A 26,780-nucleotide genomic window follows, 5' to 3' on the forward strand; every position below is an offset into this window, starting at 1 on the left:
CACCTCCACCGGCAGCATCACCGCTCACCGGCCGAGGATCAACCCGCCACCCCGGACAACGGTTCCAGCATCAACCTTCCCGGACACGGCACTAGCCGCCGACCGCCAACGCGGTGCGCTTGCGGCAAAAGACACCGCGATCACCTCCGGCACGTCGTGGCAGGCTGCCTGCCTGCCTCAATGTCGGGCGGCTTGAAGTTCGCGGTTCTGTAGCAGGTGGATCGCCTTGACGAGTCGTCCGGCTTATCGGGGCAGCACCGGAGTTTCCGCAGTACTCGCCAGGTTTTGAGCTGGGCGTTCGCTCGTTCGCCGCGGCCACGCAGCTTCGCATGAGCACGGTCGGCGACCTTCTGCGATTTCGTCGAGGCGGATAACCATCTTCGGGTCGACGTGCAGCATCGGGCAGCGGATACAGGCCTCTCTCATGCTGTTCCCCGGAAACTTGCTGTGTCGCCCGTAGTCGTGTTGCGCGACGTTGAAGGCCCAGTTGTCCTGGGCATCGCCAGGAGACCCGGGTCAGTCGCACGGTTGCGGCGTAGGCGGAGCTGTGTCAAGCAACTGGGAACCAATCTCCGATGCCCCCGGCAAGTAGATCGAAGGCGCGTTCTGCCTCGGCGACTGCCACTGGATGCCACTGGGCTGCGCTCTGGCCGTTGACCAGTGCGGTCGCCGACCGGGCAGACGCTGTTCACCGCCGACGATGTCAAACACGGCCAGAAGATTTTCCTGGCGCGGGTCTCATGCAGTAGAGGTCGATACTCGGGCACGGTGCATGGCTGGGACCGGATTCCCGGCGAGGTGGCGCTTACTCCCGGGCAACGATCCACCCGATGGTATTTCGCGATCATGGTGATCCTGTTCGGCGCGCAGAGCCTGATCGGCGCCGCTACCGAAGAGGTGGCCACTGCCCTCGGCAAGACCCTGCGCTGCATCGCCGGCCGACTGACCTGCCCGAGAGGTACCCAGGCAGGTCTATCGGCCGTGAAATCCAGCTGCATTACAACATATTTCGACACCAGCGCCGGATTCCGAGCGGTTGCGCCACCCCCCGGGTAGGGCCAAAGTCGGTTCGACCCCTCCGCCGGCACGGTCGCTGGAAAGCACGCGTCAACCTCCACGAGCGGACGCTCTACCCGGCGGTCGGCCGGATCACCGAGCGCCCGGTCCTGGCCGAGAGCCGGGACCGGGTCGCCGATTACTAGCCGGTGTAGGCGTGTTCTGGTGTCTGCCGAGTGGATTGGTCGTACCACTCGGCATCGTCGGGCTCGTCACCGTCCGGGCGGCCGGTGCGGCCCGGCCACCAGGCGCGGCGGCCCAACAGGGCGGTCAGGGCTGGAGTGAAGAACATGGCCATGACGAACGCCGCGATGGCGATGCCCACCGAGATGGCGAATCCCATCTGGGACAGGACGGTGCTGCCCGCGAGCATCATCGAGGCGAAGGTGCCCGCGAGGATGACACCGGCGGCGGCAATGGTGGGGCCGGTGTGGCGGACGCTGAGCGCTGCCGCGGTGCGGGGGTCGTGGCCCTGCTGGGATTCCTCGCGCAGGCGGGCGACCATGAGGATGTTGTAGTCCGTGCCCAGGGCCACGACGAACATGTACATGATCACCGGTAGCGAGAAGATCAGGCCCGAATTGCCCTGGGCCCGCTGGAATACGAGCACCGCTGCGCCGAGGGTGGCGGCGAAGCCGAGGCCGACCGACGCCATCAGATACCAGGGTGCGACCAAGCTGCGCAGCAGCAGCGCGAGCACCACTGCGATGAGGATGGCGGCTACCGGGAAGACCACCTTGTAGTCGTGCTCCATGGCGGCCTTGAAATCGACGAAGACCGAAGTCAAACCGCCGACATACGCGACGGTACCGGGCGGGGCGGCGCTGTGCGCGGTGGCGCGGAGCGGACCCCGGACCGTGGCGAGGGCCGCGTCGGATTCGGGCTGATCGGTGAGCGTCACCTGGAATTCGGCCACTTCGCCGCCGGTGGTCAGGCGTGGTTCCCCGACCTGGCCCACACCGGGGGTAGCGGCCAGCGCGGTGCGGTAAGCGCCCAGTTGCGCCTCGCTCAGCCGGGCGTCCGAGCGCAGGTAGACCAGCGACGGCTGGGTCGCACCGGCGGGCATGCCTTTGAGCAATTCCTTGCTGTAGAACGAGGATTCGGCCGTATCGGAGGTTGAGCCGGAGCTCAGGTCGAAGGTCGGATTGAATCCGAGAGCAGCGACGCTCAGCGCCACCAGGACGGCGCCCGAGGCGAGGGCGACGAGGCCGGGCCGACGGCCGAGCCCGCGGCCCAGCGCGGCGAACAGCACGCCCTTGGGTTCGCGCTGCCAGGACTTGGACGGCCAGAACACCTTGGTGCCCAGCTTGGAAACAATGGCGGGGACCAGGGTCAGCCCCGCCAGCATGGCGACCGCGACGGCGATGGCCAGCGCCGGGCCCAGGGCGCGGAACATGCCGAGGGTGGACAGGGTCAGCGCCATGAACGCGATGATCACCGCGCCGGCGGCGGAGGTGATGGCCTCGCCGACCCGGGTGACCGCGCTGATCATGGCCGTCTTGGGATCCTCACCGGCGCGCAGACGCTCCCGGTAGCGGAACATCAGGAACAGGATGTAATCGGTTCCGACGCCGAACAATACGACGGTCAGCAGCGAGTTGACCGAGCTGTCCACCTTCAGGTCGAACGCTTTGGCGACCATGGCGATCAGGCCGCCGACGGTGCCGGAGACGGCGCCGATGGTGATGATGGGCAGCAGCGCGATCACCGGGCTGCGGAAGATGATCAGCAGCAGCACCAGAATCAGCAGGACCGTGGCCACACCGATGATGGCCATGCCCTTGTCGGCCGATTCGGTCTGATCCAGGGTCTGGGCCGCGATGCCGGTGACACCGGCCTTCAGTTCGGTGCCCTCGACCCGCTTCTCCAGTTCGTCCCGCAGCTTCTTCACCGCGTCGGACTGGGTCTTGTCATTGGGGTCGGTCACCTTGGTCATCTGCACCGAGATGACCTGGATCAGGCGGTTCTCCGACGGGGGAGTGACCTGAATTCCGGTGACGCCATTGACGCCGAGGCCGGTCAGGTCACCCGCGACGGCGACGGTCGCGGCCGTGTCGGTCGCGGTGAGCGGGGCGCCGTCGCTGCGCTCCACCACGATCAGCGCGGCCGGTGTCGAATCGTTGGGGAAGGCCTGCTGCTGCAGGTTCATTGCCTGAACGGATTCGTAATGCGAAGGCAGGAAGGCGGATTGATCAGTGGTCGGGGTGAGTTTCGGTGCGAGTCCCACCACCGCGACGGCGGCGAATAGCCACAGGGCTATCACCTTCCACGGGTGGTTGACCGCAATGCGCCCGAGTAGAGCGAACATCGAGAGAGTTCCCTTTCGTAATCAGTACGTGTTGCCTGCGGGGACGGGGATCTGCTCGGCCGGGGCATCGGCCGTGTCCGCTGCGGGCTCGGGCGCCGGACCGCGGCCGCGCAGCGCTATGAGCGCGAGGATCGCCGCCGCCAGCACGCCCAGCGCGCTCACCCCGAAGCTGACCGACATACCTCCGGCGAAGGCCTCGCGAGCGGTGCGCACCAGGCCGTTGTCGCCGGTCCGTGCCGCCTCGGCGAGCGCGTCACCGATCGACTTGTGAGCCGTGGCCGACGTCGAATCCGGCATCTTGTGCGCGTAGACGGTGGTGAGCACGCTGCCCAGCGCCGCGACGCCGAGCGCCACGCCTGCCTGCTGAATGGTGTCGTTGAGCGCCGAGCCGACACCGGCCTGCTCCGGCGGCACCGAGCCCAGAATGGCGGTGACGGCCGCGGGAGTGGCCAGCCCACCGCCGAGGCCGAGTGCCACCAGTCCGACGGAGATCATTCCGATGCCGCTGTCCGCCGTCAGACTGGACAGCATCAGCGCGCCGACCGCCATGACGAGCATGCCGACGACCGCCAGCGTGCGGCAGCCGAGCTTGGGGCACAGGCCGGCGCCCGCGCCATTGCCCACCAGGGCCGAGATGGCCATGGGCAGGAACGCGACTCCGGCCTTCAGCGGCGAGTAGCCGAGCCCGAACTGCAGGTACTGGCTGAGCACCAGCAGCAGGCCGCCATTGCCGATCTGCACCAGGGTGAGGGCGACGCTGCCGCCGGCGAAGTCGCGGTCCCGGAACAACCGCAGCGGAACCATCGGGTGTTCGATCCGCGACTCCCACACTAGGAACGCGATCAGGCTGGCGACCGTGATGATCAGCCCGGCCACCGTGCCGCCGTGATGCAGTCCACCCTTGGGTAGCTCGATGATCGTCCAGACCAGGGCGACCATGCCGATCACCGACAGGATCGCGCCGACCGGGTCGGGCCGCAGCCACGGCCCCCGGGATTCGGGCACCATCACCAGCGTGGCGACCAACGCGATGGCCACGATCGGGATATTGATGAGAAAGACCGCGCCCCACCAGAACTGATCGATGAGCAGGCCGCCGATCACCGGGCTGCCGACGAGTCCGAGCATGGCTACGGCACCGCCCGCGGACATGGCCTTGTGGCGCTCCTCGTCGTCGAAGAGGTTGAGCATGATCGACAGCGCGGCGGGCATGATCAGCGCGCCGCCGATGCCCATCACCACGCGGGCCGCGATGAGTTCGCCCGGATTGGCGGCAACGGTCGCGACCACCGAGGCCGCGCCGAACAGGGTCAGGCCGATGACCATGATTCGCTTGCGCCCGAACCGATCCGAGAGGCTGCCGGAGGTGAGCAGCAGACCGGCGAATACCAGCATGTAGGAGTCCAGGATCCACTGGATCTGCTGAGCGCTGGCGTGCAGGTCTTCGGCGAGGGCGGGCACGGCCACCGAAAGCGCCAAATTGTCGATGACGAGGATGAGGGTGGTCAGGCACAGCACCACCAGAATCCACCACCGTGTGGGATTGCGTGCCGGAGTGGCCACATCGTGTACTTGCATCGAATTCTCTTCTCCAAAAATGGGTTTCAATTAGGCACCGGAGGGTGGGGTCCACTGGGTGAGCTGGATTTCGACCCCGTTCGGGTCCCGCATGGTCAGCAGCCACAGCCCGCCGGGCGCGCGATGCGGGTGCTCGGTGAGCGGTGCGCCCTCTTCCAGCAGCCGTTGATGTTCGACGGCGATGTCAGCGACCGTGAGTGACAGTGTCACTCCCGCGGGTGCGGGGATCAGTGGTGGCGGCGACTCCGGATCCCGCTGCAGCAGTACGATTTCCAGGTCGGTGTCGTCGCGTTCGAGGCAGAGGAAGTCCTCGCCCGTCACCGTTTCGCGGAAGCCGAGATGGGTGCAGAAGATCTTGCTGGAGGCGGCGGGGTCTCTGACGGTCAGCACTATCGCCGTGCCGAGGATTCTCATGCCATCGTGCCCTCCTGTGTGGACTGTGGGTGGGAACAACTGCCGCGAGTGAGTCCGGCGGCTTTCCAAGCATTTGCGTTTCCAGAGGTAGGAACAATGCGAAAGATCGCAACGCCGGTTAACCCAGAGGTTTACGAACGGATTTCGGTGTTCATCGCGCCTGCTCTGCACAGATGCGCACGCTGTGCGCTCCGGTGTATCGAGCGGTCTCCGAACGCCTCGCGGGAGGTGCGGGTATCGCCGCGACGTCGTCGCGGCACTTCCGAAGAGGAAGTGCTGGCCGAACTGTGCCCGGTGCTCGAGCGGGTCATCACCGCCCATCCGCGGATCGCGGAATCGATCATGGCTCCGGGGAAACCGAAATCCATGTGGCTCGTGACGCCGGGTTCCGGTATGCCCTCGATCGCATTCCGGAGGGCTTGGGCCAGCGGCCGCGTGCTGTCGGGTCGTCGGTCTAGTTCATGGCTGGCAACCATGTGATCGGGCTCTGTGGAGCCGGTCACACAGAAAGAACTGGACGGTCGTATAGATTGGCTGTCGTGTTGTACGGGCGTCAGACGGAACTCCGTTGGATCGATACCCTGCTCCGCAGTGCCGAAGATGGCCGGAGCGGCACTCTCGCGCTGATCGGAGAGCCGGGGGAGGGCAAGACCGCACTGCTCGACCACGCCGCCGACGCGGTCGGCGCCGGCTGGCAGATCATGCGGTGCGCCGGGGTGGAGACCGAATCGGAACTGCTGTTCGCGGGACTGCAATTCCTGCTCGGGTCGGTGCCGGGCGGCATTGCCGGGCTGCCGATCGGCGACTTGCCGGCAACTCAGGCCGCGGCCCTGCACGGTGCGATCGGCCTCTCGCCGGCGACCGCGCCGGTGGATCGATTTCAGGTCGGTCTCGCCCTGCTGTCCCTGCTCTCCGAGCTGTCCGCGGCCGGGCCCGTGCTATGCCTGATCGACGACGCGCAATGGCTGGACCAGGCCACGACCGACGCGCTGTGCTTCGCGGCCCGCAGGCTCGGCGCCGAGGGCGTCGCCATGATCTTTGCCGCGCGTTCCGGATTCACCGTGTCCGGAGTCCGCACCCTGCATCCCGCGCCACTGTCCGACGCCGCCGCGCGGTCGCTACTGCGGGACCACTGGCCGGAGCTGGAAACCGATGCGCTGGATCGCGTGCTCGGCGAGGCCCTGGGAAACCCCCTGGCGCTGCTCGAACTTCCGCGCATGGCCCCCGACGCCGTGCGGGTGGGCCCGATTCCGCTGCCGGACCGGCTGCGAGCCGGATACGAGCACCGCATTGCCGAGCTGCCCGACACCGTGCGGACCACCCTGCTCGTGGTCGCCGCGGAGGAGACCGGCGATCTCGGCCTGGTGCTGCGCACGCTCACCGAACTGGACCTCACCGAACAGGCGCTCGCGCAGGCGGAGTCCTCCGGCATGGTGGTCATCGATCACACGGGCGTCCGCTTCCGGCATCCGCTGCAGCGCGCGGCCACGTATTACAGCGCCGGCTTCACCCAACGGCGCGCGGTGCACACCGCACTCGGCGAGGCCCTGCGCTCCGAACCCGACCGCCGCGCCTGGCATCTCGCCGCCATCGCCACCGGACCCGATGAAACCACCGCTGCCGCATTGGAAACCGCGGCCGTGCACGCGCGCGATCGGGCCGGGTACTCTGCCGCCTCGGCGGCGATGGAGCGGGCGGCCCAGCTCACACCCGACCTGGAGGGACGCGGTTCACGGTTGGTCCTCGCCGTCGAATGGGCGGCCGAAGGTGGCCGGACCGAGCGGGCGCTGCGGCTGGCCCAGACCGCCGAACAGCTGCCCCTGGCATCTGTCTGCCGGGCCCGGCTCGACGGTACCCGGGCGCTGATCGCGTTCGATGACGGCGCGCTGGGCCGAGCCTACGACCTGTGGATGGAAGCCGCGGCCGGGGTCGGTGAACTCGAACCCGAGCGGGCGGCTCGAATGCTGATCGAGGCGGGGCGGGCGTCGTACACCAAGGGCGACCTACACGGAGTGCGGCGCGCGCGAGCACAACTGGGCGAGTTGCCACTTCCCGAGGACGTCCGGATACGGCTGTACGGCACCCTGGACGGCCCCCTGTCACTGCAGACGGGTAACCGCGACACCGGCATCGCGATGATCCGCGCGAACGTGGCGGTCAGCCACACGATGGGCGTGGACACGCCGTCGCTGCTGCTGACCCTGGCCGGTCAGGCGCTGCTCATCGGCGACTTGGCCGACGCCCGTGAGATCACTTTCCGGTTGGTGGAAGAGCTTCGGGCCCGCGGCATGATCGGCTGGTTCCCAGCCGCCACGGTGTTTCTCGGCACTGCCGAGCTCATGCTGGGGCGACTGCGGGAGGCCGAGGCAGCGCTGAAAGAGGCTTCGCGCATTGCCCGGGACATCGATCAGCAGAGCCAGATCGCCCACGCGGAGGCCCTGCTCGCCCTGGTCGCCGCCATTCGCGGCGATGAGCACAACTGCCGTGAACTCGTCGAACGCGGATTGCATTCCGCCCCTGGTGAATTCAACTTCGTCGATGCGACGCATTTCGAGTGGGCGCTGGGACTGCTGGATCTCGGGCTCGGGCGGTACGAGACCGCGCTGGACCGGCTCGAGGCGCTGCACCAAACCCCGGATCGGGCGCGCGGTCACTGGATCCACCTGCTGCGGGACCTGGTCGAGGCCGCCGCGCGCCTGCGCCGCCCCGAACGCGCCGCCGCCGCGATGGCCGAGATCGAAGAGTGGTCGCGGGACCTGGGCACGCCATTCGCCGAAGCCATCCTGCTGCGCGGCCGGGCCGCCCTGGACGGCGACAGTGACGCCTATGAGCGCGCATTGAAACTGCAAGCGGCCGAGGCATTGTGGTACGACTACGCGCGCACCGCCCTGCTCTACGGCGAATGGCTGCGGCGCGAGCGGCGGCGCGCCGATGCGCGCGTGCACCTGCGCCGCGCGGTCGAGGTCTTCGACCGGCTGGGCGCGACAGTGTGGGCCGACCGCGCCCGCACCGAACTCCGCGCCACCGGCGAGGGCGCGGCGCCCGCGGCCGACAGCGACCGGGCTGCCGCCCTGACCCCGCAGGAACTGCAGGTGGTCCGGTTGGCGGCGGGTGGCGCGACCAATAAGGAGATCGCCGCCCGCCTGTTTCTGAGCCCCAAAACCGTTGGGCACCACCTCTATCGCGCCTTTCCCAAACTCGGTGTCACCAGTCGTGTGGAACTGGCCCGTCTCGGCCTGGCGTGACGCCCCGGTGTGGGCGACCCGGCGGTGTTACCAGGTCGCCGGGCCGAGTTCGGTGATGACGTCGGCGAGGGCACGCAGCCGTTCGTCGTCGGAATCACTGCGCCACACCAGGACCCATGCGAGCGGTGCGACGTCGACGATAGGGATGTAAACGACATCCGGACGGGCGTGGTACCGCGCCGCGTAGGCGGCGACGCCGTGAATGGCCTCGTCCTGGCTGACAGCGGTGAAGATGTCATCAGCGGTCTGCACCGAGATCACCTTGTCGACCGGGCGGCCCTTGGGGGTGTGGAACGGGATGAATTCGTGCTCGGACGCCTCCGGCAGGGTTCCGTTCACGGTCAGGGCTGGGAAGTCGCCGAAGACCTCGAGCGAGACCGTTTTCTCCTCGGCCAGCCGATTTTTCGTCGAGACCGCGAGCATCTTCGGCTCGGTGTACACCACCGGTCCGACGGTGAGGTCCGGCTCATCGACCGGCAGGAACCACACCAGGGCATCGATGTCACCATTGCGCAGCGGTACGAACGGATCCACGAAGCCATTGGACTGAATGCGCAATCCCCACTGCGGATTCCGAGAGCGGAATGCCTCCCAGAACGGCCGTAGGTCATGTGCGTTCATTGCCATCATGCCGACCCTCAGCACGCTCGTCTTGCCCTGCGCTCTGAGCCGCGCCCGCGTTATGCTCTCGTGCAGGCCGCGAAAGACCGGTCGCAGATCGTCACGCAGCTGTTCGCCGACGAGTGTCAATCGCACACTGCGGCTGGTGCGGGTGAACAGGTCCGCGCCGACCGTGCGTTCCTGCTTCTTGATGGCCTGACTGATCCGGGCCGGTGAGACGTGCAGGCGTTCGGCGGTGCGGCCGAAATGCAGTTCGTCGGCGAGTGTCAGAAAGATCTCGATATCCCTGAATTCCATTGTGCTGGCCGCCCTCAGAGCTCGATCGGACCGACGTCGCGGATGACCTGGGCCAGCGCCTGGACGCGTTCGTCCTCGCCGTCGGAACGCCAGACCAAACCCCAGCGCAATATCGGCAGGTCGGTCAGGGGGACGTAGACCAGATCGGGTCGGTTCATGAAGCGGCGGCCGTGCATGGGCAGCGCGTGAATCATGTTCCCCTCGGCGATTTCGGCCATGATCTGCTCGGAGGTGGTCACGGTGACGACCTTGTCGAGCCGGTGTCCGCCCGGGGTGTAGAACGGGGTGATCTCGTTCTCCCAGTACTCGGGCACGAGTTCGCCCGCGGTGGCGGCCGGGTTGTCGGCTAGCATTTCGAAGGAGGCCGTACTCCCCTGCGCCAGTTCGTGTCCGACCGGAAGCACCAGGTTGCGTCCCTCGGTGAACAGTACGGGGCCGGCGGTGAGATCGGGCTCCTCGACGGGCAGCCAGGTCACCAGCCCGTCGACATCTCCGCTGCGCAACCCCGCGAACGGTTGCACGAATTCTGCATGCCGAAGCTGTAATCCCCACTGCGGATGACGTTTCCGGAACTCCTCCCAGATCGCTCGCAGCTCATAGTTATTGGCGTTGATCGTGCCGATCCGGAGCATGCTGGTCCTGCCCTGAGCCGACCGCCGCGCCATGGCGATGCTCTCATGCAGCCCCTGGAAAGCCGGGCGCAGGTTGTCATAGAGCTCGGTCCCGACCCGCGTCAACCGCACACTGCGACTGGTGCGTTCGAACAACTCCGTTCCAATGGCCCGCTCCTGCTTCTTGATCGCCTGACTGACCCGAGCAGCCGAGACGTGCAGCCGATCCGCGGTCCGGCCGAAATGCAGTTCTTCCGCGAGAATCAGGAAGATCTCGATATCCCGCAGCTCCACGTGATCCTTTACTCCACTTCGGTGAGGAACCGCTCCACGCGGTCCGCATTCTTTTCTGGAAACTCGCCGTTGATGACATTCAACGTGCGCGGCAACACTTCGCCCCGCCCGTCCCGCAGTACTTTTCGGGCCCGGCGCGTCCTGAATTCGACATCGGGCACGACGCTGTGCCCGACGAAGATCGCCGGCACCGGGGATGTCGATATCCGCCGGCTGTGGCTCCGAGGGCGTGCCGTCATCGGCAGCTCGGTATGAAGTTCGCTGCCGGCGAGGATCAGGAATATCCCGGCATCACACAGCTCCACCGGACCCTCTCTTCTCGGTCGACAACAGGCATGACGGGGCAATGGGTTTCGACGGTAGTCAGCCGGCGGGCTGAGCGATATCGGGTGAGTTCCTTACATCGCGGTGGGACGGCCCACGGGAATCGACTGCCCGGCAACCAGAGCAGCGAGGGTGACCATGAAGCCGACGAGGGCTGTGACCAGGGGAAGGTGAGCAGCCCCGACGAACTACGGGTGGACCTCGGCGTCATCTGGGGCCACCTCCACGGCCTGCTCTCCCCGGAGATCCGCGGCAGCCTGGGCGCCCGGACCGCCAAACCCGAAAAGCTCTACCGCAACGAGGTGAACGCCCTGATCTGCTCCTTCGGCCTCACCCCCGCGCTGACCTGTGTGTACGTGTTTCCGCACATGCGCGCGCTGTGCGCTACTCTCGTCCGCGTTCTGTACGGGTGAAGAGGAAGTCGACGGTGGAGTTACGGGATATCGAGATCTTCCTGACTCTGGCTGAGGAACTGCATTTCGGACGTGCCGCCGAACGCCTGCACGTATCCCCGGCGCGCATTTCTCAGGCGATCAAAAAGCAGGAGCGCCACGTCGGGGCGGATCTGTTCGAGCGCACCAGCCGGACAGTGAAATTGACCGCTGTCGGCGAGCAGTTGCGCGATGATCTGCGGCCCGCCTATAGCAGCCTGCACCAGGGCATCGCCCGTGCCCGTAGCGCGGCTCAGGGCAAGACGTCGGTGCTGCGGATCGGCATGGTGTCGTTGAACGCCTATGAGCTGCGCCCGTTCTGGACGGCCTTCAGGACTCGGAATCCACAGTGGAGCTTGCAAATTCGGCACAACAATTTCATCGATCCGTTCGGGCCACTGCGTCGCGGCGAAATCGACGCCCTGGTTGCCTGGTTCCCCATCGAGGAACCGGATCTGACCGCTGGTCCCGTGCTGTTCAGCGAACGCCGGGTCCTGCAGATGTCGGTCGATCACCCACTGGCCGAGGAGGATTGGGTCTCCGGCGAGGCCATCGGTGACTATCCGACGACCGTGGCTGTCGGCTTTGTTCCCGAATACTGGGAGCACGCATACCAACCCGACCGCACTCCATCCGGCCGACGGGTGGACAGGGCCGTCCCGATCGCCAATATGGACGATATCCTCACCGCCGTCGGCACCGGAGATGTCGTGCACCCCATCGGCATGCACGTCACACGCTTCGCCGTTCGCCCCGACATCGCCCGCGTCCCGATCGACGATGGTTCGCTCCTGCACTGGGGCCTGGTCTGGCGCTCGGAGTCCGAGGACGCACGGATCCGGGCCCTGGCGAGCACGATTCGCGAATTGGGCGCCATGCGGCTGTGAGCATCATCGATCCCCCGAAATCGGACGATTCCGTGCACGTCCTGGGAGCAGGAAATACCCGCCTACCGCGGCCTTCGCCGCATCGTCAATCTCGGTGAGGCCGTGACCCCCATCATCGTCAACGGGCAATTCGTTTACCGTGACGGGCAATTCGCCCCCGGCTCACTGCTTCAGTTCCCTGCGGAACTCACGACCGGCCGCGCTCTGATCCGTACCGGAATACCCGCTGAGTAGTTGACAGCTCCATCTGGTCGAGTAGCGCCTGACCGAACGCGAAGGCCCGCAGGAGATCCTGCGGGCCTTCGTCGTGTCGGCGAGCCGATAACCAGTGGTCACCACGGCCCGCCGTGAACCACGGCGGACTGTGATCCAGGACGGGGCCGTTGGTGGCGGTCAGGACACCGTGCGGGTGAGGAATTCCCGGATCAGCGCGGCGATCTCGGGGCCGTGGGTTTCCAGGGCGAAGTGGCCCGCGTCGAGCAGGTGCAGTTCGGCGTCGGGCAGGTCGCGCAGATAGGCGCGGGCGCCGTCGGCCCCGAAGATCTCGTCGTGTTCGCCCCAGGTGATCAGCACCGGCGGACGGTGCTCGGCGAAGTACTTCTGGAAGGCCGGGTAGCTGTCGAGGTTGAACTGGTAGTCCCAGAACAGCTGGAGCTGAATCTCCTTGTTGCCCGGGCGATCCAGATAGGCCTGATCGATGGTCCAGCTGTCGGGGCTGACCAGGTCCTGCCGATCGGCCGGGACACCGTGCAGGTACTGCCACCGTGTCGCATCGGCTTCGAGCAGTGTCCGCACGCCCGGCTCGTTGGCGGCGCGGTCCTTGGCGTGCGCGAAGAGGATGTCCCAGAACGGGGTGAAGCCCTCGAGGTAGGCATTGCCGCTCTGGGTGATGATCGCGGTGACGCGCTCGGGATGGGCGGAGGCGATGCGCAGGCCGATCGGCGCGCCGTAGTCGTGGATGTAGAGGGCGAATCGGTCGAGGCCGAGCGCGTCGAGCAGGCCCTCGGTGATCTCGGTGAGTTTGTCGAAGCTGTAGTCGAATTCGCGCGCCTGCGGCATGGCCGAGCGGCCGAAGCCGATGTGGTCGGGCGCGATCAGGTGGAAGTCGTCGCCCAGGTCGCGCATCAGGGTGCGGAACATGGCCGAGCTGCTGGGGAATCCGTGCAGCAGTACGAGGGTGGGCTTGGAGGAGTCGCCCGCCTCGCGGTAGAAGACGGGCAGGCCCTGGATCTCGATGGTGTGGTGGCGCACGGCGGTCATGTTCTCGGCCTTCCGGTTTCGTACCGATCAGTCTTTCTAACCGGGTATCGATAGATAGAAGGTTAGAGACTCGGGGTATGTTCCGCCGCGCGCCGAATTCGCTGCGTGATCGCCGTCACACTCCGGCGATTTACCCCCTGACCTGCGACCACAGCCGCAGATAGACCTCCGCGCCGTGGAAGACGTCGGTCATGATCTCCGGTCCGCCGAGCACCCGGACCGCCTCGAGCCAGTCCGCGTAGGTGCCGTAGGTCGCGGTGCCGTCGGTAGCGATGTCGAAAGTCCGCTCGCCCCAGCGTTCCCGGTCGAAGGTCACCGCGCCGTCGTGGGAGGTGAACGGGTACTGGATCACGCCCGCGCCCAGCGGCGCGCCCTGGCCGCCGAGTCCGTTCATGTCCGAGCCGAAGCCGAATCCGAAATCACCGGTGGGACGCCGCATCGCCCGGGCCTCCCTCCAGGCCTTGACGAATCCCGCGGGCCCGCCCGCGTACGGGGTGGCGAATCCGCCTACGGCGTAGACGCGTTGGGTGGTGCGCTCGGAATCCCAGCCGTGCGAGGACAGCACGCCGGGATAGTGCCGCGCCTCGATGATCGACATGACCTCGTCGGCGGTGGCCTCGCTCAGGTGATCGATCTCGATCAGGAAACCCTGGTCGATCATCTTGTTGATCAGGTATCGGCCCAGCTCGGTCAGTCCGCGTGCGTTGCAATGCGTTCCGGACGGGTACAGGGGCAGGGGAGCGCCGCCGAGCAGCGGGCCGGTGAGCTTGGCCAGCAGCTGATTGATATCACCGGCGATCGGCACCGAGGGTTGCGGACTGTCGTGGCCGGGGCCGGTGCAGGGCTGCACATTCCAGAAGGTGCCGGTCTGCAGGAAGTTGCCGGCGTTGACCAGCAGGCCGGTGGTATTGCTGTCCATCTTGGTGCCGCCGAAGGCGTTGTCGAACTTGTGGACCGGGAAGAAGCTGCTGACGCCGAGCCCGCGCAGTTCGCCCAGCCAGCGGTCGACATCGGCGGTGCCGCACTTGGGTTGGCCGAGGAAGACGCCGCAGCCCATCGGGTCGGACAGTTCCATGCCGAGGATCACCGCGAGCTTGCCCGACGCCGCCACCTGACGCGCCTGCGCGGGATCGGTGACGATGCGGAAGAAGCCCTGACCGGGGCCGCCCGCCTGGGCGTCGATGTAGTCCTGGAGGGCGCGCATGTCCGCGGCCTGGGTGCGCACGGAAGTCATGTCGTCGCACGGGTTCCGGCGGTCGGTCATGATCGTGCACAGCGATTCGTTGTCGACCAGGTCCACGGTCATCACCCGCAGGCCCGCCTTCCAGCTGCGCTGGATACTGGTCCAGTAGGTGCCCTCGGTGCTGAGTTTGGAGGGTTTGGGCCAGTCCCGGAAGGTGGGCCACCCGGCCGTGTCGGAGGCGCGGGGGCCGCCGTAATCGAGGAAATCGGCGACCAGGCCATTGGTTCCGGTGCGATCGGACGCGCAGTCGGGCAGCGCGTAGGTCACCCCGTAGGGATGCCACGGGCGGCCGCAATGGAAGTCGCCGCCCAGGAACTCGTAGGCCGAGACGTGCACGTGCGCGTCGATGGTGCCGATGATCGAACCGTCCGCGCCGACGCTCGGGCCGGGCGTGCCGGTGGCGTTGTCCTGGGCTTCGGGGAAGTCCGCGCAGCCGGTGTCGGGGACGAACGTGGCCGGCGTGCTGGTCTTGGTCGCGGCGTTCGAGAGCGTGAATCCGGTTGCGCCGGAACCGTCCACCTTCCAGACCGCGGTGACCGACGGATTCTTCGCGGCGTGGATCGAGCCCGCCGAGGCGTCGACGACCTCCTTGGTCCGTCCGTAGAGCAGGTACTCGCCGAGCGTGGTCGCGCGCATCCGGAACGGTCCCGCGGCCCGTGCCACGGGTCCGCTCGGGGTGTCGATGCGGTAGCAGCCGTTGACCAGGGAGTAGCGGGTCTGCGATGGATCGTTGGTGGGGTCAGCGGTCGCGAAACCGGTGCCGGTGCCGAGGGTTCCCGCGGCCAGCAGAACCGTGGCGAGGGCTGGTAGGTACTTCACGCGGACGAAAATACTATGCAGCATAGTTTTTCGCGGGTGAATCTCAGATCATGATCACGTAGGCGACCGCGGCGCTCAGGCCGATGGCGACGATCGACGCCGCGGGCGCCAGCAGGATCGTGCCGATGACCATGAGCAACGCCCGGCGGCGCCCGGCCGCACGGGATTCCGGTGGGGCGGACAGGCATCGCAGTCGCAGCTCCAGCGACGTGTCGACCAGGTCCAGCGCGGTCGTCGTGCGGGCGGCGACCGTCCGCAACGCGGCCGCGAGGGCCTGCGGGCCGGCCTCGGCCGCGGCCGCGCGATCGGCGGCGAGTTCGATCAGGGTGGTCATGGCCGCCGGTGCGGCGGCGAACAATGGGATCCACGGGAACGCGCGGGCGAAAACCTGGCAGACGCCGAGGATCCGGTGATGGAATCCGCGTAGATGCGCGTGCTCGTGGGCGAGCACCGCCCGCCACTGCGCCTCGGTCAGGCACTGCGCGAGACCGTCGGTGACCACGACATACCCGCCGCGGCCCGCGACACTGTAGGCCAGCGGCACCGGATGCTCGAGCCACACCAGGTCCGCCCGGGCGGCATCGGCGCGGCCCAGCACCTCGACCAGCTCATTGTGCTTGCGGCGCAGGGCCGCTCCGCGTTCCCGATGCCCGAGGGCGATCCGCGCCAGCCGGCCGGTCGGAGCGGTGAAGCCGATCGCGGTCACCGGCGCGATCAGCCCCGCAGTCCAGGTGACGACGATCGGCTCGAACGCACCCAGGCACGCCAGCGCACTGCCCGCGAAGGTCTCACCCGGCGGATAGCCCGGCCACGCCAGCGCGATCAACGCCAGTGCCACGTACCCGAGTGCGGCGGCGAACGCGCCCAGCCAAGCCGCCATCCCGATAGCGGGGGCGGCGCTGAAATCGATGCGGGACAGCGCCGCCGGTGCGGCCACCACGACCGCGACGGCTGCCACCAGCAGGGCCGCGATCAGGATCACCGGCGGTGCTCGTCGCCGGACAGGCCCCGCCGCAGCGCCTCGACCTCGCGAGCGCTGGCGGTGCGGGCCAGATGCAGGAGCACCGCGGGCGCGTCGGGGCTGGCGTCGAGGATTTCGCGCAGCAGATCGGTGGTCGCCTCGGCGCGCGTGCGGCTGGGGCGATAGCGGTAGGAGCGCCCGACCTTCTCGCGCAGCAGCCACTGCTTTTCCCACAGGTGGGTCAATACCGTCAATACCGTGGTGTACGCCGGAACTCGCTGGTCGTCGCTGAGCCGATCGACCACGTCGTGAACCGACAGCGCCTCGGAACTGTCCCACAGCACGGCCATCACCCGGCTCTCGAGTGCGCCCAGTCCTTTCATCACCCTCCTCGGTTCGCCCGCCAATCTACTATTCGCCATAGTTTCCCGAGGGGTGATACCGATCCTCTATCGGAAGGCCACGGAAACCGCTCTCCGACAGGTACTCTCGATGCGGTGGGACAACGTGTGCTGTTCTCGCTCGTCTGTATCGTTCTGGCGGCCTGGGGTGTGGTCGTCACGCCCGGAAAGGCCACCGCCGATTCGTGGTTACCACCGGTGGGCGGGAATTTCCTCTGGGGCGTGTCCAGTTCCGGATTCCAGAGCGAAGGCTTTGCGCCGGACAGCAATTGGAGCCGGTATGCCGGATCCGGCCGCGCCGAGGGATACGGGGACTCCGTCGACTTCCTGCATCGATACGGCGAGGATATTCGGAATGCGGCCGACCTGGGTGTCGGCGTCTATCGCGTGAGCGTGGAATGGGCGCGCGTGCAGCCCAGTCCGGGCGAATGGGATTTCTCCTTCTACGACAGCATGATTGCGCGGATTCGCGGCGCCGGAATGCGACCGATGATCACCCTCGACCATTGGGTGTTCCCGGGCTGGGCGGTCGATCGCGGAGGCTGGCGCAATCCGGGGATGGTCGAGGACTGGCTCACCAATGCTCGTGCGGTGGTGGACCGTTACGCGAGCGCCGACCCACTGTGGGTCACCTTCAACGAGCCGCTCGCCTATGTCGGCAAAGAGCAGGAGATCGGCGATATCGGCGCGGGCGACGTGGTGCCCATGATCGATCGGATGGTCGCGGCGCACCGCGCGATCTACGACCACATCCACGCCCGGCAGGGCGGCGCGATGGTCACCAGCAATATCGCCTTCACCTCGGTCGGCGCGGACCAGGCCGACGCCTCCTTCATCGACCGGATCGCGGACAAGATCGACTATGTCGGGGTCGACTACTACTACGGTGGATCGCTGAGCAACCCGCCGAATGTGCTCGCGCAGATCACCAATCAGCCCTCGCCCCTCATTCTGGAGCCCGACGGCATCTACTACGCGCTGCGCCGCTACGCCCACCGATTCCCGGGCCGCCCCCTCTACATCGTCGAGAACGGCATGCCCACCTACGGCGGATCGGCCACCACCGACGGCATGACCCGCGCCGACAATCTGCGCGACACCGTCTACTGGGTACAACGCGCGAAGGCCGACGGCATGAACGTCATCGGCTACAACTACTGGAGCATCACCGACAATTACGAGTGGGGCAGTTACGCACCGCGTTTCGGCCTGTACACCGTGGACGTGACCAGCGACCCCGGCCTGTCCCGCCGCCCCACGCCCGCGGTTCCGGCGTTCCGGGATATCGCCCTGTCGGGCGGCGTCCCCGCGGGCTATGTGCCCACCCGGGCCCCGGCCCTGTGCTCCCTCCAGGACCTGCCCTCCAGCTGCGTCAACCCCGTCACCGCGCCGGGTCGCTGACCCAGTCCCCGTCGTGGGCGTTCAACTCGTGCCGCATCGTTTGGCGGAGCCGATCCAGGGCCCGGAGGAAGGGCTCGTGGACCGCGTGCCACTCCGGTGAACCAGCGGGCCGTCGCCCGACGGTCATGCTGGTCTCGATCAGAGCCTCGCGGATATCGCGCAGCTTCCGATACGCCTCCGCGGCGTCCTCCCGGACCGCCCTGGCCGCCACCAGATCCAGCTCGTACCCCACCGCCACCAAAGCGAAGGACCGGAAGGCCGCGGTCACGGCCTCCCGGTCCAAGGGTGTCGGCTCGTGCAATCCCAACGCCTGCATGGCGGTATCGGTCTGCACGAGTGTGGTCAGGTACTTCACGTAGATCTCACGCTTGGTGTCACCGAACCGCTGGGACTTCTCCCGGCGTGCCCGCGTCGTATCGATCGCGAGCGTGGTGGCGGCCCCGACGACCGCCCCTCCCAGCGTCCCGACGACCGCCAACCATTCCAATGCCACAACTGCCCCCGGTCGCCTGGAATCGTGCCGGATCTCGGCCCGGCACCCTCTCCCGAAGGAGTCTAGGCCCTGGTGGGGGTACGGAGCAGATCGTCGAGATTCAGTGCGGCCGTTGCGTAGTCCATGCGTCGGTGCAGATGGCGTTCGGAGATCCGTTCCACCAGCAGGGGAATGAACTCGCGGACACGGTGGCCCTCGAAATCGCGATGGACCCCGTGCACGACCTCACCGATGAACCGCACCGTCAAATCCGGAAAACGAGTGGCCAACCGCGCGACGAGTTCACTGATCTGCTGCTCTTCGATCTGCTGCTCTTCGTCGGAATGCGTCATGCCTCCAGCCCTCCTGCATCGCGGTGTTCGAGCCGGCACCCGTACCGCCCTGCGGGTGACCGGCGAAGTGGACAACGGCCCGGAGCCCTGCAGCTCCGGACCGTGCCCCTCGATTGTTACGGCACCCAAACGAGCATTTCCTCCGCAAATCACTATTTGGCACTGGTTGTCAGCGACTAGGCACAGTGAAAGGAGCAAATGTAAGTACATCTGCAACAGTGACTTTCACGCACACTTCGCGTGGAATGTGGAATTTTCTCCGTAATGTCAGAAAAGGGCTGGTTAACGGCTGGTTCCTAGGACCGCCCGGGGTGGTTGGGGCCGATGGTGGGTGAGATTTTCCGCCATTCCTCGGCCCAGTCGGCGCTGTGCCGCCGTGCCAGGAACCGGTCGGCGCACCAGGCGAGAAGTGCCGCGCCACAGGCGGACGCGAGGACGAAGAGGACCCCCGTGCTGATGCCCTGGGCCACGGCGTCGGAGTCCGACCGGGGCGGGGTGGTGTCCTGCCCGGTGACGTCGATCCAATGCACGACCTTGTCGCCCCGCTCGGCGGTCCCCGGCACGTCGACGAGCGCGATATTGGTCTGGCCGTGGGCATTCCACTGCACCATGGCCTGCGGCGGACCGGGCGCCACACTCTGGCCCGCCGCGCGGGGGAGCCGGATCGGATCGGAGACGACGGTGGCCGTGACCGAGGTCTTGGTCGCGTTGGCGGCGTGGATGCGGGCGGCGGCGCTATCGGCGGTCCTGATCCCGGCGGTGATCGCGACCGGCAGGCTCGCCGCGATCAGCAGCGCGGCGAGCATGCGCCACGCCGCCTGGAATCGATCGGACCGTCGCATCAGCCGGTTCCGGCTCCAGGGAGCCGTCCGGCAGATGCGCCGCACGAGCTTCCGCACGTAGGCGCGTTACCCCGTGGGAGCCGTCCGAAACGGTCGTGCCGGGGTCAATCCTGGGCGCGGCGGCGTTCGGCTTCCTGGCGGCGGGCCTCGGCGCGCTGCTGTTCGGCGCGCTCGCGCAGGCCACGTAGGAAGGCCTCGTCGGCGGCGGGATCCGCGGGGACGTAGCGGCCCGGCCGGTCGTATTCGGAGTAGTGGGTGGTGGGCCGGCGCGGCGCCTCGTGGAGCGGGCGGCCGAGGATCAGCCACAGCAGACCGCCGAGGGTGGGGACCAGGAGGACGATCAACAGCCAGCCGCCCTTGGGCAGATGCCGGACCCCGGTCTCCGGGCAGGTGATGATGTCGATCAGGCAGTAGACCCACAGGGCCAGCGTGATGAGTCCGACGGCCGCGTACGGCATTGATCTTCTCCTCGAGAATCCCCCCGCAAGAACATGCGGCTCCGGGATCGTAGCCGGTGAACTCAGAAGCTGCCCAAGGGGTCCTGGTTGTCGAAGATGTATTTGTCGCCGTTGTACCAGGTGACGATGACCGAGGAAGCCTCCTCGGGCTCCTGACGGCAATAGGAGACGCCGGGGAAGGGCAGGGACGAGGATTCTCCGCATTGGTAGGCGTAATCGTCGGCGAGTTTCTGCGTCTCGAACCGCTGTCCGAGGCCGCCGTAGCTGCCGGGGACCCAAATGGAGTCGGGTCCGGTGAACACCCACAAGATGCTGCCGAACAGCCAGGCGTAGAAGAGGTACGTGGCGGCGACCGCGCCCGCGCAGAGCACCATGAACCGCCTGGCGCGGCGGCGGCGAGTTTTCTGTTCCCGGAACGGGTAGGAGCCTGAATCGGAACTGTCCATCATGTGGTCCTCCTCAGTCGGAGAGATGACATGTTCAGGCGTGTTGATCAAATCTACCGTGATCGAGTTCGAGAGTCTCTAGCGAATTCGGTTCGGCTGCACGCGAGAGTATTTCGAACGGCGGTCGTCCGGTATTTATTCGGACGACCGATTTATTCGATAATCGCCGCCGGATCGGCCGGCCGCCCTATTGCCGCCGAAAACCGCTGAGCGGCAAGGCGGCCGGTCCGCTGCTGCCCGCCGACCCAAGATCGAGGTGGTTGAGCAGGTTCTGGATGACGACGTACGGGTTCATCGGCTGATCCTTCTTCCGGAGATCCGCGGCAGGTGGTTGTGACTGCCGTCACGGTGTGGTCTCATCAAGATACACAGATACGCGAATTGTGTCTGTGTATCAGGCCCGATCGAAGAGGATTCACGGCTATGGATGCACACCGTCTGAGCAGGCGCGACGCATTGAGGACAGGAAGCGGCCTCCTGGGGGTCGTCGGCGCCATGGCGCTGACACCGCGCACCGTGCGCGCGGAGCCCTGGAAGTGGTCGCCCGCCGATTCGGTGGTCGGCGTCGGCGGCGGCGCGGACCCGATGACCGTCTACGACCCCGACGCCGACTCCGTGCTGGCCGACATCATCGACCACGCCGACGTACCGCAGATCAACCGGCTGCTGGCGACCTGGATCTACAACGATCAGCCCCTGCCCGCCGGACTGCCGAAGTCCTTGGCGGACTTCATCGAGGACGCGCGGCAGCTGCCGTCCTGGACCGACCAGGGCAAGCTGGCCAGCTCGTTCGAATTCACCAAGAAGCGGGGGACCTACCTGGGCGTGCTGTACGCGTTCGCCAGCGGCATGATGTCGACGGTCATTCCGCACGAGGCGCGGGCGGTGTACTACTCGCGCGGCGGGTCGCACCTCAAGGAGCGCATCGCCAAGACCGCGAAGTTCGGATACGACATCGGCACGGTGAACGCCTATGGCCAGGGCGGTGAAATGGTCGTCACCTGCGTGAAGACCCGGATCATCCACGCGTCGGTGCGGCATCTGCTGCCGCAGTCGCCACACTGGCCATCGGATGTCACGCCGATCAGCCAGGAAGACATGATGGTCACCTGGCACAGTCTCGCCACCACCATCATGCGCACCCTGACCGCGTGGAAGCTGCCCATCCCGGCCGCGGAATCGGCTGGCTACCTGCACAGTTGGCAGTTGGCGGCGCATCTGCTCGGCATCCGCGACGAGTACATCCCGGCAACCTGGGACCAGGCCGACGCGCAGGCCGCGCAGCAACTCGACCCGATCCTCGCCCCGACCGCCGAAGGCACCGATCTGGCGCATCAGCTGCTCGATCTGGGCGCGGATCTCGACCTGACGCTGCTCAGTCACGGCATTCTGGGCGCGTTCACCCGATTCATCATGGGGGACAAGGTCGCCGACTGGCTCGCCATTCCGCGGGAGCCGGTGTGGAGTCCGCTGCTCGAGGTCGCGTGGGGTCCGTATGTCGCGGTCCGGGAGGGCGTGTTGTCGGTGGCTCCGGTGGTCGACGCGCCCTACTGGATGTTCGACGAGTTCCTGCGGCAGTTCGTGCTCTGGTACATGGCCGAGCTGCGGATGCCGTTGAGTATCGAAATCCCGCTGACCAACCGGTGATTCGCCTGCCGGTCCGGGGCGGCGCGCACTGACGGCGACGGCGGGCCGCGGCTCGCCGTCGCCCACGAGCCTCCGGATTCAAGGAAACAGCTAACGTATCGCTGTATCGGCAACGATGTGGAGACGTGAAACGCGATCAGGAGGACGCCGTGGAACCCGCGCCGCGCGCGAAGGAACTCCCACTCGGCCAGTCCTTGATTGAACGCGCCTACCTGCAAGCGGTCGAACAGGTCGACGACATCGACAGTATGCGCACCCGCATTCTCGACGCGGCCGACGAGCAGTTCCGCCGCTGGGGTGTGCAGCGGTCGACGATGGAGGATGTCGCGCGGACCGCGGGGGTTTCGCGAATCACCGTCTACCGGCGCTTCAGCACCAAGGAAGAACTGGTGGAGCGCGTCATCCTGCGCGAATTCCGCCGGTACTTCGACACCTTCCTGGTCGATATCGCGGCGGCGGCCGATGTCGGGGAGCGGGTGGTCGTCGGGTTCGTGAGCTCGCTGCGCGCACTGCGCGGCAATCCGCTGATCGGTGCCCTGATCACCGCCGAACCCGACTATTTCGTGAGTTCCCTGGTCGGCGACGGCGGCCGGGCGGTGGCCATGGTGCGGGAATTCGTGGCCCGCCAACTCCGGCAGGAGCAGCGGGCGGGCACCATCTCCCCGGACCTGCGGGTCGAGGTGGTCGCCGAACTGATGGTCCGAATCTGCGCTTCCTTCTTGGCGATTCCGAGTCAGGTCGTCGACATCGACGACGACGAGCAACTCGCGGCGATCGCCCGCCAATTCCTCCTTCCCATGCTCGACCCGCCGGGTCGGTAGCCCCGTACCGATCGATAGGGACGACCCGTATGGACCCGCGCGATATCGAACTGCGCGACATCGAGATCTTCTTGACGCTGTCCGAGGAACTGCATTTCGGTCGCACCGCCGAGCGGCTGTACCTCTCGCAGGCCCGCGTCAGCCAGGTGATCCGGAAACTCGAAAGCCGGATCGGCGGAAAGCTTTTCGACCGCTCCAGCCGCACCGTCTCGCTGACCCCGATCGGCCGCCGCCTCTTCGAGGACTTGCAGGTCAACTACCGCGACCTGTGCGCCAGCCTGGGCCGCGCCGAACGCTCGGCGCGCTACGGTGACGACGGTCTGCTCCGTATCGGCGTGACCAGCAGCAGCCTCGAGGAAGTGCGACCGCTGCTGGATATCTTCCGGGCCCGCCACCCGAATACGAGTGTGCACATCGAACACGTCCATTTCGGCAATCCCTTCGGCGCGCTGCGCGCCGACGAGATCGACATTCTGATCAGCTGGCTCCCCATCGAGGAACCCGATCTGATTGTCGGCCCGATTCTCTACGAGGAACCGTTCATGCTCCTCGTCGGCGCGAATCACCCCCTGGCAGAACGGGATTCGGCCACGTACGAAGATCTCGCCGACTACGGCGTCTTCGGCGCGGGCACCGACGCCGCCAATCAGCCTCCCGACTACTGGCAAAGCGCCATCACCCCCTTCACCACCGCCTCCGGCCGCACCATCTCCCGCGTCGCGTACGTCGACAACTTCCAGGACATGATCCTCCAGTTGGCCGCGGGTAAGGCCATCACACCGGTTCACGCCCACGCCAGTCGCCACTACGCCCGCCCCGACGTCATCTACATCCCCATGCCCGACGCCCCACCCGCCCGCTGGGCCCTGGTCTGGCGACGAGGCGCGGAATCCGACCTGACCCGCAGCCTCGCCGCCATCGCCACCGACTTCGTGAAAGACCGAGCGGCAGACCGCTGACTCAGCGATGCCCGCCCGAGTGGTCGTGCGAGCAGGTGTCGGTACGCCGGCCGTCAAGGCTGGTGGCCGCTTGCCCCGCACCATGACCCTCGAGCGCCGCGAACGGCCCGCACTGGTTCGCGGTGATCCACACATGAACCATCGGATTGCCCGCACCGGGATTGATCGAGGCGGGCGGGCAATTGCCCTGTGCATCGGTGACTCCGGCGACCTGCGGGCCACCGTCGCCGGCCTTCCAGCAAAGGTTGTCGTGAACATGCCACTGCATCAACGCCCCGCCGTAGTTCACCAGATCCGGGTCGTCGATCTTCTTGCCCTTCGCGATGTACATCGCCGACACCAGGGTCCGATTGTCGCCGTCGACCCGATAGACCAGCGACTCCGGATGTTCGGCATCGAGGAACAGGTCATCGCGAATGTAGGCCGTATTGATGAAGTGCTCGTACCCGGTGATCGAATCGCCGATGGACCGGTAGCCCAGCGCGCCGATGGAATGGACGTCGGCGAACGCGGGCAGATCGTCCAGCGTGCTGCGAATCAACGCGGTCGCCCGCTGCTCCTGCGCGGCGGTCACCCCCGGCACCCCGGACACATCGATCGGCTTCGCCGGATCCCACGGCCGCGGCCAAGCATTCCCGGTCCCATGGTCGTGAGCGGTGTGGTCGCCGTCCGCATGGGAGTGATCCCCGGTGCCGTGACTGTGCACATGCCCGGCCCCGCCGAGCATCGCCGCGACAGCGAGAACTCCCGACAGCCCAGCGGCTGTCGCCGCCTGCGGCACGCCCAGTTTCGCCTCGGGCCGCACCAACGCGACCGCGGCCCCGACGATCGAGACCGCCCCCAGCGCCGCACAGGTGCTGTCGAGGAACTGCGGCGCCTCGGCCACGTCGAGCCCGTCGGGCCACGGCAACCCCGCCACCCGCGTGTACGCCCAGACCGCCACGGCCACGACGTTGACCCCGATCACCATGACCGGCACAGCTTTCCGGGCACTCACCATCGCCACGAGCCCCACCGCGCATTGCGCCGCCGCCAGCACGACCATCAACCGCGCCAACGTCGCATGCTCGGTATGCAACCCCGCCGCGAACAGATGCAACGCCCCGGCCCCCACCGCCGCCACTCCTCCGAGCAGAAGAAACCCATTACGCACACCGGCCATATCCCGGGTCTCCCTTCATCCCGCGTGCACACTACGGGGCGGAGACCGGCCCTTGAACCCTCCGACTCGTGAGGAATCTCTGTGGAAACACCCGCGAACCCAGACGGCCCCCTGACCGAGCTGGTCCGCTGAGCGCGCCACCATCGGCCATACGATCAGGAGGCGGCGGCGCAGCCTCGGGCGGGCGGGCCGGAGGCGAAGCGGTCGCCGAGGTAGCGCAGGGCGCCCACGGCTTCGACAATGGCGGCGCCGCTGTGGCCCGGGATGTTCGAGAAGTGTTGTGTGAGAGTCGATCCCATGGAGCAGTAGCGGTTGATGAGGGCGTGGACGCCGGGGGCGGGGATCATCTCATCGGCGTTGCTGTGGTACAGGTACAGCGGGACGTCCGGGGTGATGGCGCCCAGCTCCTGACGTTGGGCGGCTGCCACGACCGTCGGGTGCGCGAAGAGGTCGGCTGCGACGGAGTAGTCGCGGAGGTGTGTTCCCGAATAGGTCTGTAGTAGACCGGCTCCGCAGCGTTTGCCGACGTCGGCGAGCATGGCGGTGCTGCGGTTGTTGAGCAGGACCTCGATCTTGGCCCTGGGCTCGTTGCGGATCAGGGCCGCCGTGATCAGTAGGGCGAGGGCCGCTTTCGGGCCGCCGTCGGCCGCGCGGGCGATGGCGGGGATGTCGGCGGGGATGCCGCCCGCGGCGATGCCGGTCAGCGGCAGTTCCGGAGCGTAGGTGGCGCGTAGTTGCCCCGCCCACAGCGCCGCGTAGGCGCCGCCGGAATAACCCCAGATCCCGGTCGGGCTGTCGGCCAGTCCGGTGGACGGGAAGCGGCGCGCGGCGCGGATCCCGTCGAGCAGGGCGTGGCCGGACATCACGCCGTCGAGGAATCTGGACTGCGGGCCCTCGTAATCGGGGATTACCAGCGCATAGCCGAGAAGCAGCGGACCCACGAGAAACGGCAGGTCCAAGGTGGTTTGGCTGCCGATGTTGATGGGTGCGCGCAGAGTGGCGGAGGGAGCGCAGGCGGTGGTGAGAGCGTCTTCGGCGCTGGCGAAGGCCACCAGCGGCCGGGAACCGGGGCCCCGCCAGGGCGCGGTCGGTTCGATGACGGTGGCGATCGTGGTGATGGGCTTGTTCTCGGAATCCGTTGTCAGGTATTGGATTTGCCACGCCGTTATGGGCAGCGGCGTCGACAACCCGAACAGCTTCACGCTGCGCCAGGCCAGCGGGTCGCCACTCTTGTGGGCACCCAGGTCGGCGGGTGTGCTGTAGAAGGGATCGGCTTCGGGCACGGGCGCGGGCGCGGCCACCGCGGAGGAGATTGCGGTAGTGAACGCGAGAACGAGCGCGCCGAGGAACAGGGCGTGCCGGGCGGTCTTCTGCACAATGCCGCATGACGTGCGGCGCCTCATGGTCTTCCGCATCGCAAGCACAGTATCCGCTGTCTTGGCTGGTCAAGCGGTGCGGAAGCGGTGTGT

The 26,780-nt window shown here is 67.1% G+C and carries 26 protein-coding genes and 1 pseudogene; 9 read left to right on the plus strand and 18 right to left on the minus strand.

Annotation, left to right across the window (positions count from 1 at the left end; genetic code table 11):
- Positions 1-177: 177 nt before the first annotated feature.
- A pseudogene (locus tag ACFYTS_RS33985) lies at positions 178-359 on the minus strand (IS5/IS1182 family transposase); the annotation flags it as partial.
- Between the two features lie 301 nt (positions 360-660).
- Between ACFYTS_RS33985 and ACFYTS_RS33990 the strand changes: the two are divergent.
- On the plus strand, positions 661-1,056 hold the full coding sequence (locus ACFYTS_RS33990; RefSeq protein WP_387309401.1) for a hypothetical protein: 396 nt from the start codon (positions 661-663) through the stop codon (positions 1,054-1,056).
- 142 nt (positions 1,057-1,198) lie between these two features.
- Here the strand turns inward: ACFYTS_RS33990 and ACFYTS_RS33995 are convergent, their stop codons facing one another.
- From ACFYTS_RS33995 to ACFYTS_RS34005, 3 genes are read right to left on the minus strand one after another with little or no spacing between them, the layout of a single operon-like run.
- Positions 1,199-3,364 (minus strand): MMPL family transporter, encoded by a 2,166-nt coding sequence (locus ACFYTS_RS33995; protein ID WP_387309402.1) that lies wholly within the window; start codon positions 3,362-3,364, stop codon positions 1,199-1,201.
- Positions 3,365-3,385: 21 nt separating this feature from the next.
- Complete coding sequence (locus ACFYTS_RS34000; protein WP_387309403.1) at positions 3,386-4,942, minus strand: MFS transporter; 1,557 nt, start codon at positions 4,940-4,942, stop codon at positions 3,386-3,388.
- 30 nt (positions 4,943-4,972) lie between these two features.
- Entirely contained in the window at positions 4,973-5,356 is a 384-nt protein-coding gene (locus ACFYTS_RS34005) for a VOC family protein (RefSeq protein WP_387309404.1), read from the minus strand.
- Between the two features lie 96 nt (positions 5,357-5,452).
- Between ACFYTS_RS34005 and ACFYTS_RS34010 the strand changes: the two genes are divergently transcribed.
- Together ACFYTS_RS34010 and ACFYTS_RS34015 are read left to right on the plus strand one after the other, a co-directional pair.
- Positions 5,453-5,836: a hypothetical protein gene (locus tag ACFYTS_RS34010; RefSeq protein WP_387309405.1), complete on the plus strand. Its 384-nt coding sequence runs from the start codon at positions 5,453-5,455 to the stop codon at positions 5,834-5,836.
- A gap of 59 nt (positions 5,837-5,895) precedes the next feature.
- A complete protein-coding gene (locus tag ACFYTS_RS34015; protein WP_387309406.1) occupies positions 5,896-8,601 on the plus strand; it encodes an AAA family ATPase in 2,706 nt (901 codons plus the stop codon).
- 27 nt (positions 8,602-8,628) lie between these two features.
- Here ACFYTS_RS34015 and ACFYTS_RS34020 read toward each other — a convergent pair whose 3' ends face one another.
- From ACFYTS_RS34020 to ACFYTS_RS34030, 3 genes are read right to left on the minus strand one after another with little or no spacing between them, the layout of a single operon-like run.
- Entirely contained in the window at positions 8,629-9,519 is an 891-nt protein-coding gene (locus ACFYTS_RS34020) for a LysR family transcriptional regulator (protein WP_387309407.1), read from the minus strand.
- 14 nt (positions 9,520-9,533) lie between these two features.
- Positions 9,534-10,424: a LysR family transcriptional regulator gene (locus tag ACFYTS_RS34025; RefSeq protein ID WP_387309408.1), complete on the minus strand. Its 891-nt coding sequence runs from the start codon at positions 10,422-10,424 to the stop codon at positions 9,534-9,536.
- 8 nt (positions 10,425-10,432) lie between these two features.
- Positions 10,433-10,729, minus strand: coding sequence for a hypothetical protein (locus ACFYTS_RS34030; protein ID WP_387309409.1), 297 nt, complete (start codon positions 10,727-10,729; stop codon positions 10,433-10,435).
- Positions 10,730-10,813: 84 nt separating this feature from the next.
- Here ACFYTS_RS34030 and ACFYTS_RS34035 point away from each other — a divergent pair, with 84 nt between their 5' ends.
- Positions 10,814-11,161, plus strand: coding sequence for a hypothetical protein (locus tag ACFYTS_RS34035; RefSeq protein ID WP_387309410.1), 348 nt, complete (start codon positions 10,814-10,816; stop codon positions 11,159-11,161).
- On the plus strand, positions 11,128-12,066 hold the full coding sequence (locus tag ACFYTS_RS34040; RefSeq protein ID WP_387309411.1) for a LysR family transcriptional regulator: 939 nt from the start codon (positions 11,128-11,130) through the stop codon (positions 12,064-12,066). Before ACFYTS_RS34035 ends, ACFYTS_RS34040 begins: the two co-directional genes overlap by 34 nt.
- A gap of 393 nt (positions 12,067-12,459) precedes the next feature.
- Here ACFYTS_RS34040 and ACFYTS_RS34045 read toward each other — a convergent pair whose 3' ends face one another.
- The 4 genes from ACFYTS_RS34045 to ACFYTS_RS34060 all read right to left on the minus strand — a co-directional run bounded on the left by ACFYTS_RS34045 (position 12,460) and on the right by ACFYTS_RS34060 (position 16,732).
- Positions 12,460-13,326: an alpha/beta fold hydrolase gene (locus ACFYTS_RS34045; RefSeq protein WP_387309412.1), complete on the minus strand. Its 867-nt coding sequence runs from the start codon at positions 13,324-13,326 to the stop codon at positions 12,460-12,462.
- A 130-nt stretch (positions 13,327-13,456) separates the two neighbouring features.
- Positions 13,457-15,388 carry a peptidase gene (locus ACFYTS_RS34050; RefSeq protein ID WP_387309413.1) on the minus strand — a complete coding sequence of 644 codons (1,932 nt, stop codon included), beginning with the start codon at positions 15,386-15,388 and terminating at the stop codon, positions 13,457-13,459.
- A gap of 43 nt (positions 15,389-15,431) precedes the next feature.
- The gene (locus ACFYTS_RS34055; protein WP_387309414.1) at positions 15,432-16,370 is read right to left on the minus strand and encodes a M56 family metallopeptidase; all 939 of its coding nucleotides are present in this window, start codon (positions 16,368-16,370) and stop codon (positions 15,432-15,434) included.
- Positions 16,367-16,732 (minus strand): BlaI/MecI/CopY family transcriptional regulator, encoded by a 366-nt coding sequence (locus tag ACFYTS_RS34060; protein WP_357287226.1) that lies wholly within the window; start codon positions 16,730-16,732, stop codon positions 16,367-16,369. The genes ACFYTS_RS34055 and ACFYTS_RS34060 overlap by 4 nt, the downstream gene beginning before the upstream one ends.
- A 114-nt stretch (positions 16,733-16,846) precedes the next feature.
- Between ACFYTS_RS34060 and ACFYTS_RS34065 the strand changes: the two genes are divergently transcribed.
- On the plus strand, positions 16,847-18,151 hold the full coding sequence (locus ACFYTS_RS34065; protein WP_387309415.1) for a family 1 glycosylhydrolase: 1,305 nt from the start codon (positions 16,847-16,849) through the stop codon (positions 18,149-18,151).
- Here the strand turns inward: ACFYTS_RS34065 and ACFYTS_RS34070 are convergent.
- The 5 genes from ACFYTS_RS34070 to ACFYTS_RS34090 form a co-directional block, all read right to left on the minus strand.
- The gene (locus ACFYTS_RS34070) at positions 18,132-18,644 is read right to left on the minus strand and encodes a hypothetical protein (protein ID WP_357287231.1); all 513 of its coding nucleotides are present in this window, start codon (positions 18,642-18,644) and stop codon (positions 18,132-18,134) included. The two genes, ACFYTS_RS34065 and ACFYTS_RS34070, sit on opposite strands and share 20 nt — an antisense overlap.
- Before the next feature lie 62 nt (positions 18,645-18,706).
- Positions 18,707-18,976: a three-helix bundle dimerization domain-containing protein gene (locus tag ACFYTS_RS34075; RefSeq protein WP_357287234.1), complete on the minus strand. Its 270-nt coding sequence runs from the start codon at positions 18,974-18,976 to the stop codon at positions 18,707-18,709.
- Positions 18,977-19,272: 296 nt separating this feature from the next.
- Positions 19,273-19,818 carry a hypothetical protein gene (locus tag ACFYTS_RS34080; protein WP_387309416.1) on the minus strand — a complete coding sequence of 182 codons (546 nt, stop codon included), beginning with the start codon at positions 19,816-19,818 and terminating at the stop codon, positions 19,273-19,275.
- A gap of 104 nt (positions 19,819-19,922) precedes the next feature.
- Entirely contained in the window at positions 19,923-20,276 is a 354-nt protein-coding gene (locus tag ACFYTS_RS34085) for a PLDc N-terminal domain-containing protein (protein WP_387309417.1), read from the minus strand.
- A gap of 62 nt (positions 20,277-20,338) precedes the next feature.
- Positions 20,339-20,725 (minus strand): hypothetical protein, encoded by a 387-nt coding sequence (locus tag ACFYTS_RS34090; RefSeq protein ID WP_357289384.1) that lies wholly within the window; start codon positions 20,723-20,725, stop codon positions 20,339-20,341.
- 420 nt (positions 20,726-21,145) lie between these two features.
- Between ACFYTS_RS34090 and ACFYTS_RS34095 the strand changes: the two genes are divergently transcribed.
- The 3 genes from ACFYTS_RS34095 (at position 21,146) to ACFYTS_RS34105 (ending at position 24,149) form a co-directional block, all read left to right on the plus strand.
- Positions 21,146-22,369 carry an oxygenase MpaB family protein gene (locus ACFYTS_RS34095; protein ID WP_387309418.1) on the plus strand — a complete coding sequence of 408 codons (1,224 nt, stop codon included), beginning with the start codon at positions 21,146-21,148 and terminating at the stop codon, positions 22,367-22,369.
- A 125-nt stretch (positions 22,370-22,494) separates the two neighbouring features.
- A complete protein-coding gene (locus ACFYTS_RS34100) occupies positions 22,495-23,190 on the plus strand; it encodes a TetR/AcrR family transcriptional regulator (protein WP_387309419.1) in 696 nt (231 codons plus the stop codon).
- Between the two features lie 29 nt (positions 23,191-23,219).
- Positions 23,220-24,149, plus strand: coding sequence for a LysR family transcriptional regulator (locus ACFYTS_RS34105; RefSeq protein WP_357289378.1), 930 nt, complete (start codon positions 23,220-23,222; stop codon positions 24,147-24,149).
- Between the two features lies 1 nt (position 24,150).
- Here ACFYTS_RS34105 and ACFYTS_RS34110 read toward each other — a convergent pair whose 3' ends face one another.
- Entirely contained in the window at positions 24,151-25,311 is a 1,161-nt protein-coding gene (locus tag ACFYTS_RS34110; protein ID WP_387309420.1) for a hypothetical protein, read from the minus strand.
- A gap of 155 nt (positions 25,312-25,466) precedes the next feature.
- The gene (locus ACFYTS_RS34115; protein ID WP_387309421.1) at positions 25,467-26,726 is read right to left on the minus strand and encodes a lipase family protein; all 1,260 of its coding nucleotides are present in this window, start codon (positions 26,724-26,726) and stop codon (positions 25,467-25,469) included.
- Positions 26,727-26,780: the final 54 nt, after the last annotated feature.

The organism is Nocardia sp. NPDC004151 (assembly GCF_042874235.1).
Classification (GTDB): domain Bacteria; phylum Actinomycetota; class Actinomycetes; order Mycobacteriales; family Mycobacteriaceae; genus Nocardia.

Bases quoted from the DNA above. Each gene is read 5' to 3' on its own strand.
- ACFYTS_RS34090 (WP_357289384.1), bottom strand. From the start codon at position 20,725: ATGATGGACAGTTCCGATTCAGGCTCCTACCCGTTCCGGGAACAGAAA.
- ACFYTS_RS34115 (WP_387309421.1), bottom strand. From the start codon at position 26,726: ATGCGGAAGACCATGAGGCGCCGCACGTCATGCGGCATTGTGCAGAAG.
- ACFYTS_RS34060 (WP_357287226.1), bottom strand. From the start codon at position 16,732: ATGAAAGGACTGGGCGCACTCGAGAGCCGGGTGATGGCCGTGCTGTGG.
- ACFYTS_RS34075 (WP_357287234.1), bottom strand. From the start codon at position 18,976: ATGACGCATTCCGACGAAGAGCAGCAGATCGAAGAGCAGCAGATCAGT.
- ACFYTS_RS34045 (WP_387309412.1), bottom strand. From the start codon at position 13,326: ATGACCGCCGTGCGCCACCACACCATCGAGATCCAGGGCCTGCCCGTC.
- ACFYTS_RS34005 (WP_387309404.1), bottom strand. From the start codon at position 5,356: ATGAGAATCCTCGGCACGGCGATAGTGCTGACCGTCAGAGACCCCGCC.
- ACFYTS_RS34085 (WP_387309417.1), bottom strand. From the start codon at position 20,276: ATGCCGTACGCGGCCGTCGGACTCATCACGCTGGCCCTGTGGGTCTAC.
- ACFYTS_RS34010 (WP_387309405.1), top strand. From the start codon at position 5,453: ATGCGAAAGATCGCAACGCCGGTTAACCCAGAGGTTTACGAACGGATT.
- ACFYTS_RS34020 (WP_387309407.1), bottom strand. From the start codon at position 9,519: ATGGAATTCAGGGATATCGAGATCTTTCTGACACTCGCCGACGAACTG.
- ACFYTS_RS34000 (WP_387309403.1), bottom strand. From the start codon at position 4,942: ATGCAAGTACACGATGTGGCCACTCCGGCACGCAATCCCACACGGTGG.
- ACFYTS_RS34105 (WP_357289378.1), top strand. From the start codon at position 23,220: ATGGACCCGCGCGATATCGAACTGCGCGACATCGAGATCTTCTTGACG.
- ACFYTS_RS33995 (WP_387309402.1), bottom strand. From the start codon at position 3,364: ATGTTCGCTCTACTCGGGCGCATTGCGGTCAACCACCCGTGGAAGGTG.
- ACFYTS_RS34080 (WP_387309416.1), bottom strand. From the start codon at position 19,818: ATGCGACGGTCCGATCGATTCCAGGCGGCGTGGCGCATGCTCGCCGCG.
- ACFYTS_RS34095 (WP_387309418.1), top strand. From the start codon at position 21,146: ATGGATGCACACCGTCTGAGCAGGCGCGACGCATTGAGGACAGGAAGC.
- ACFYTS_RS34110 (WP_387309420.1), bottom strand. From the start codon at position 25,311: ATGGCCGGTGTGCGTAATGGGTTTCTTCTGCTCGGAGGAGTGGCGGCG.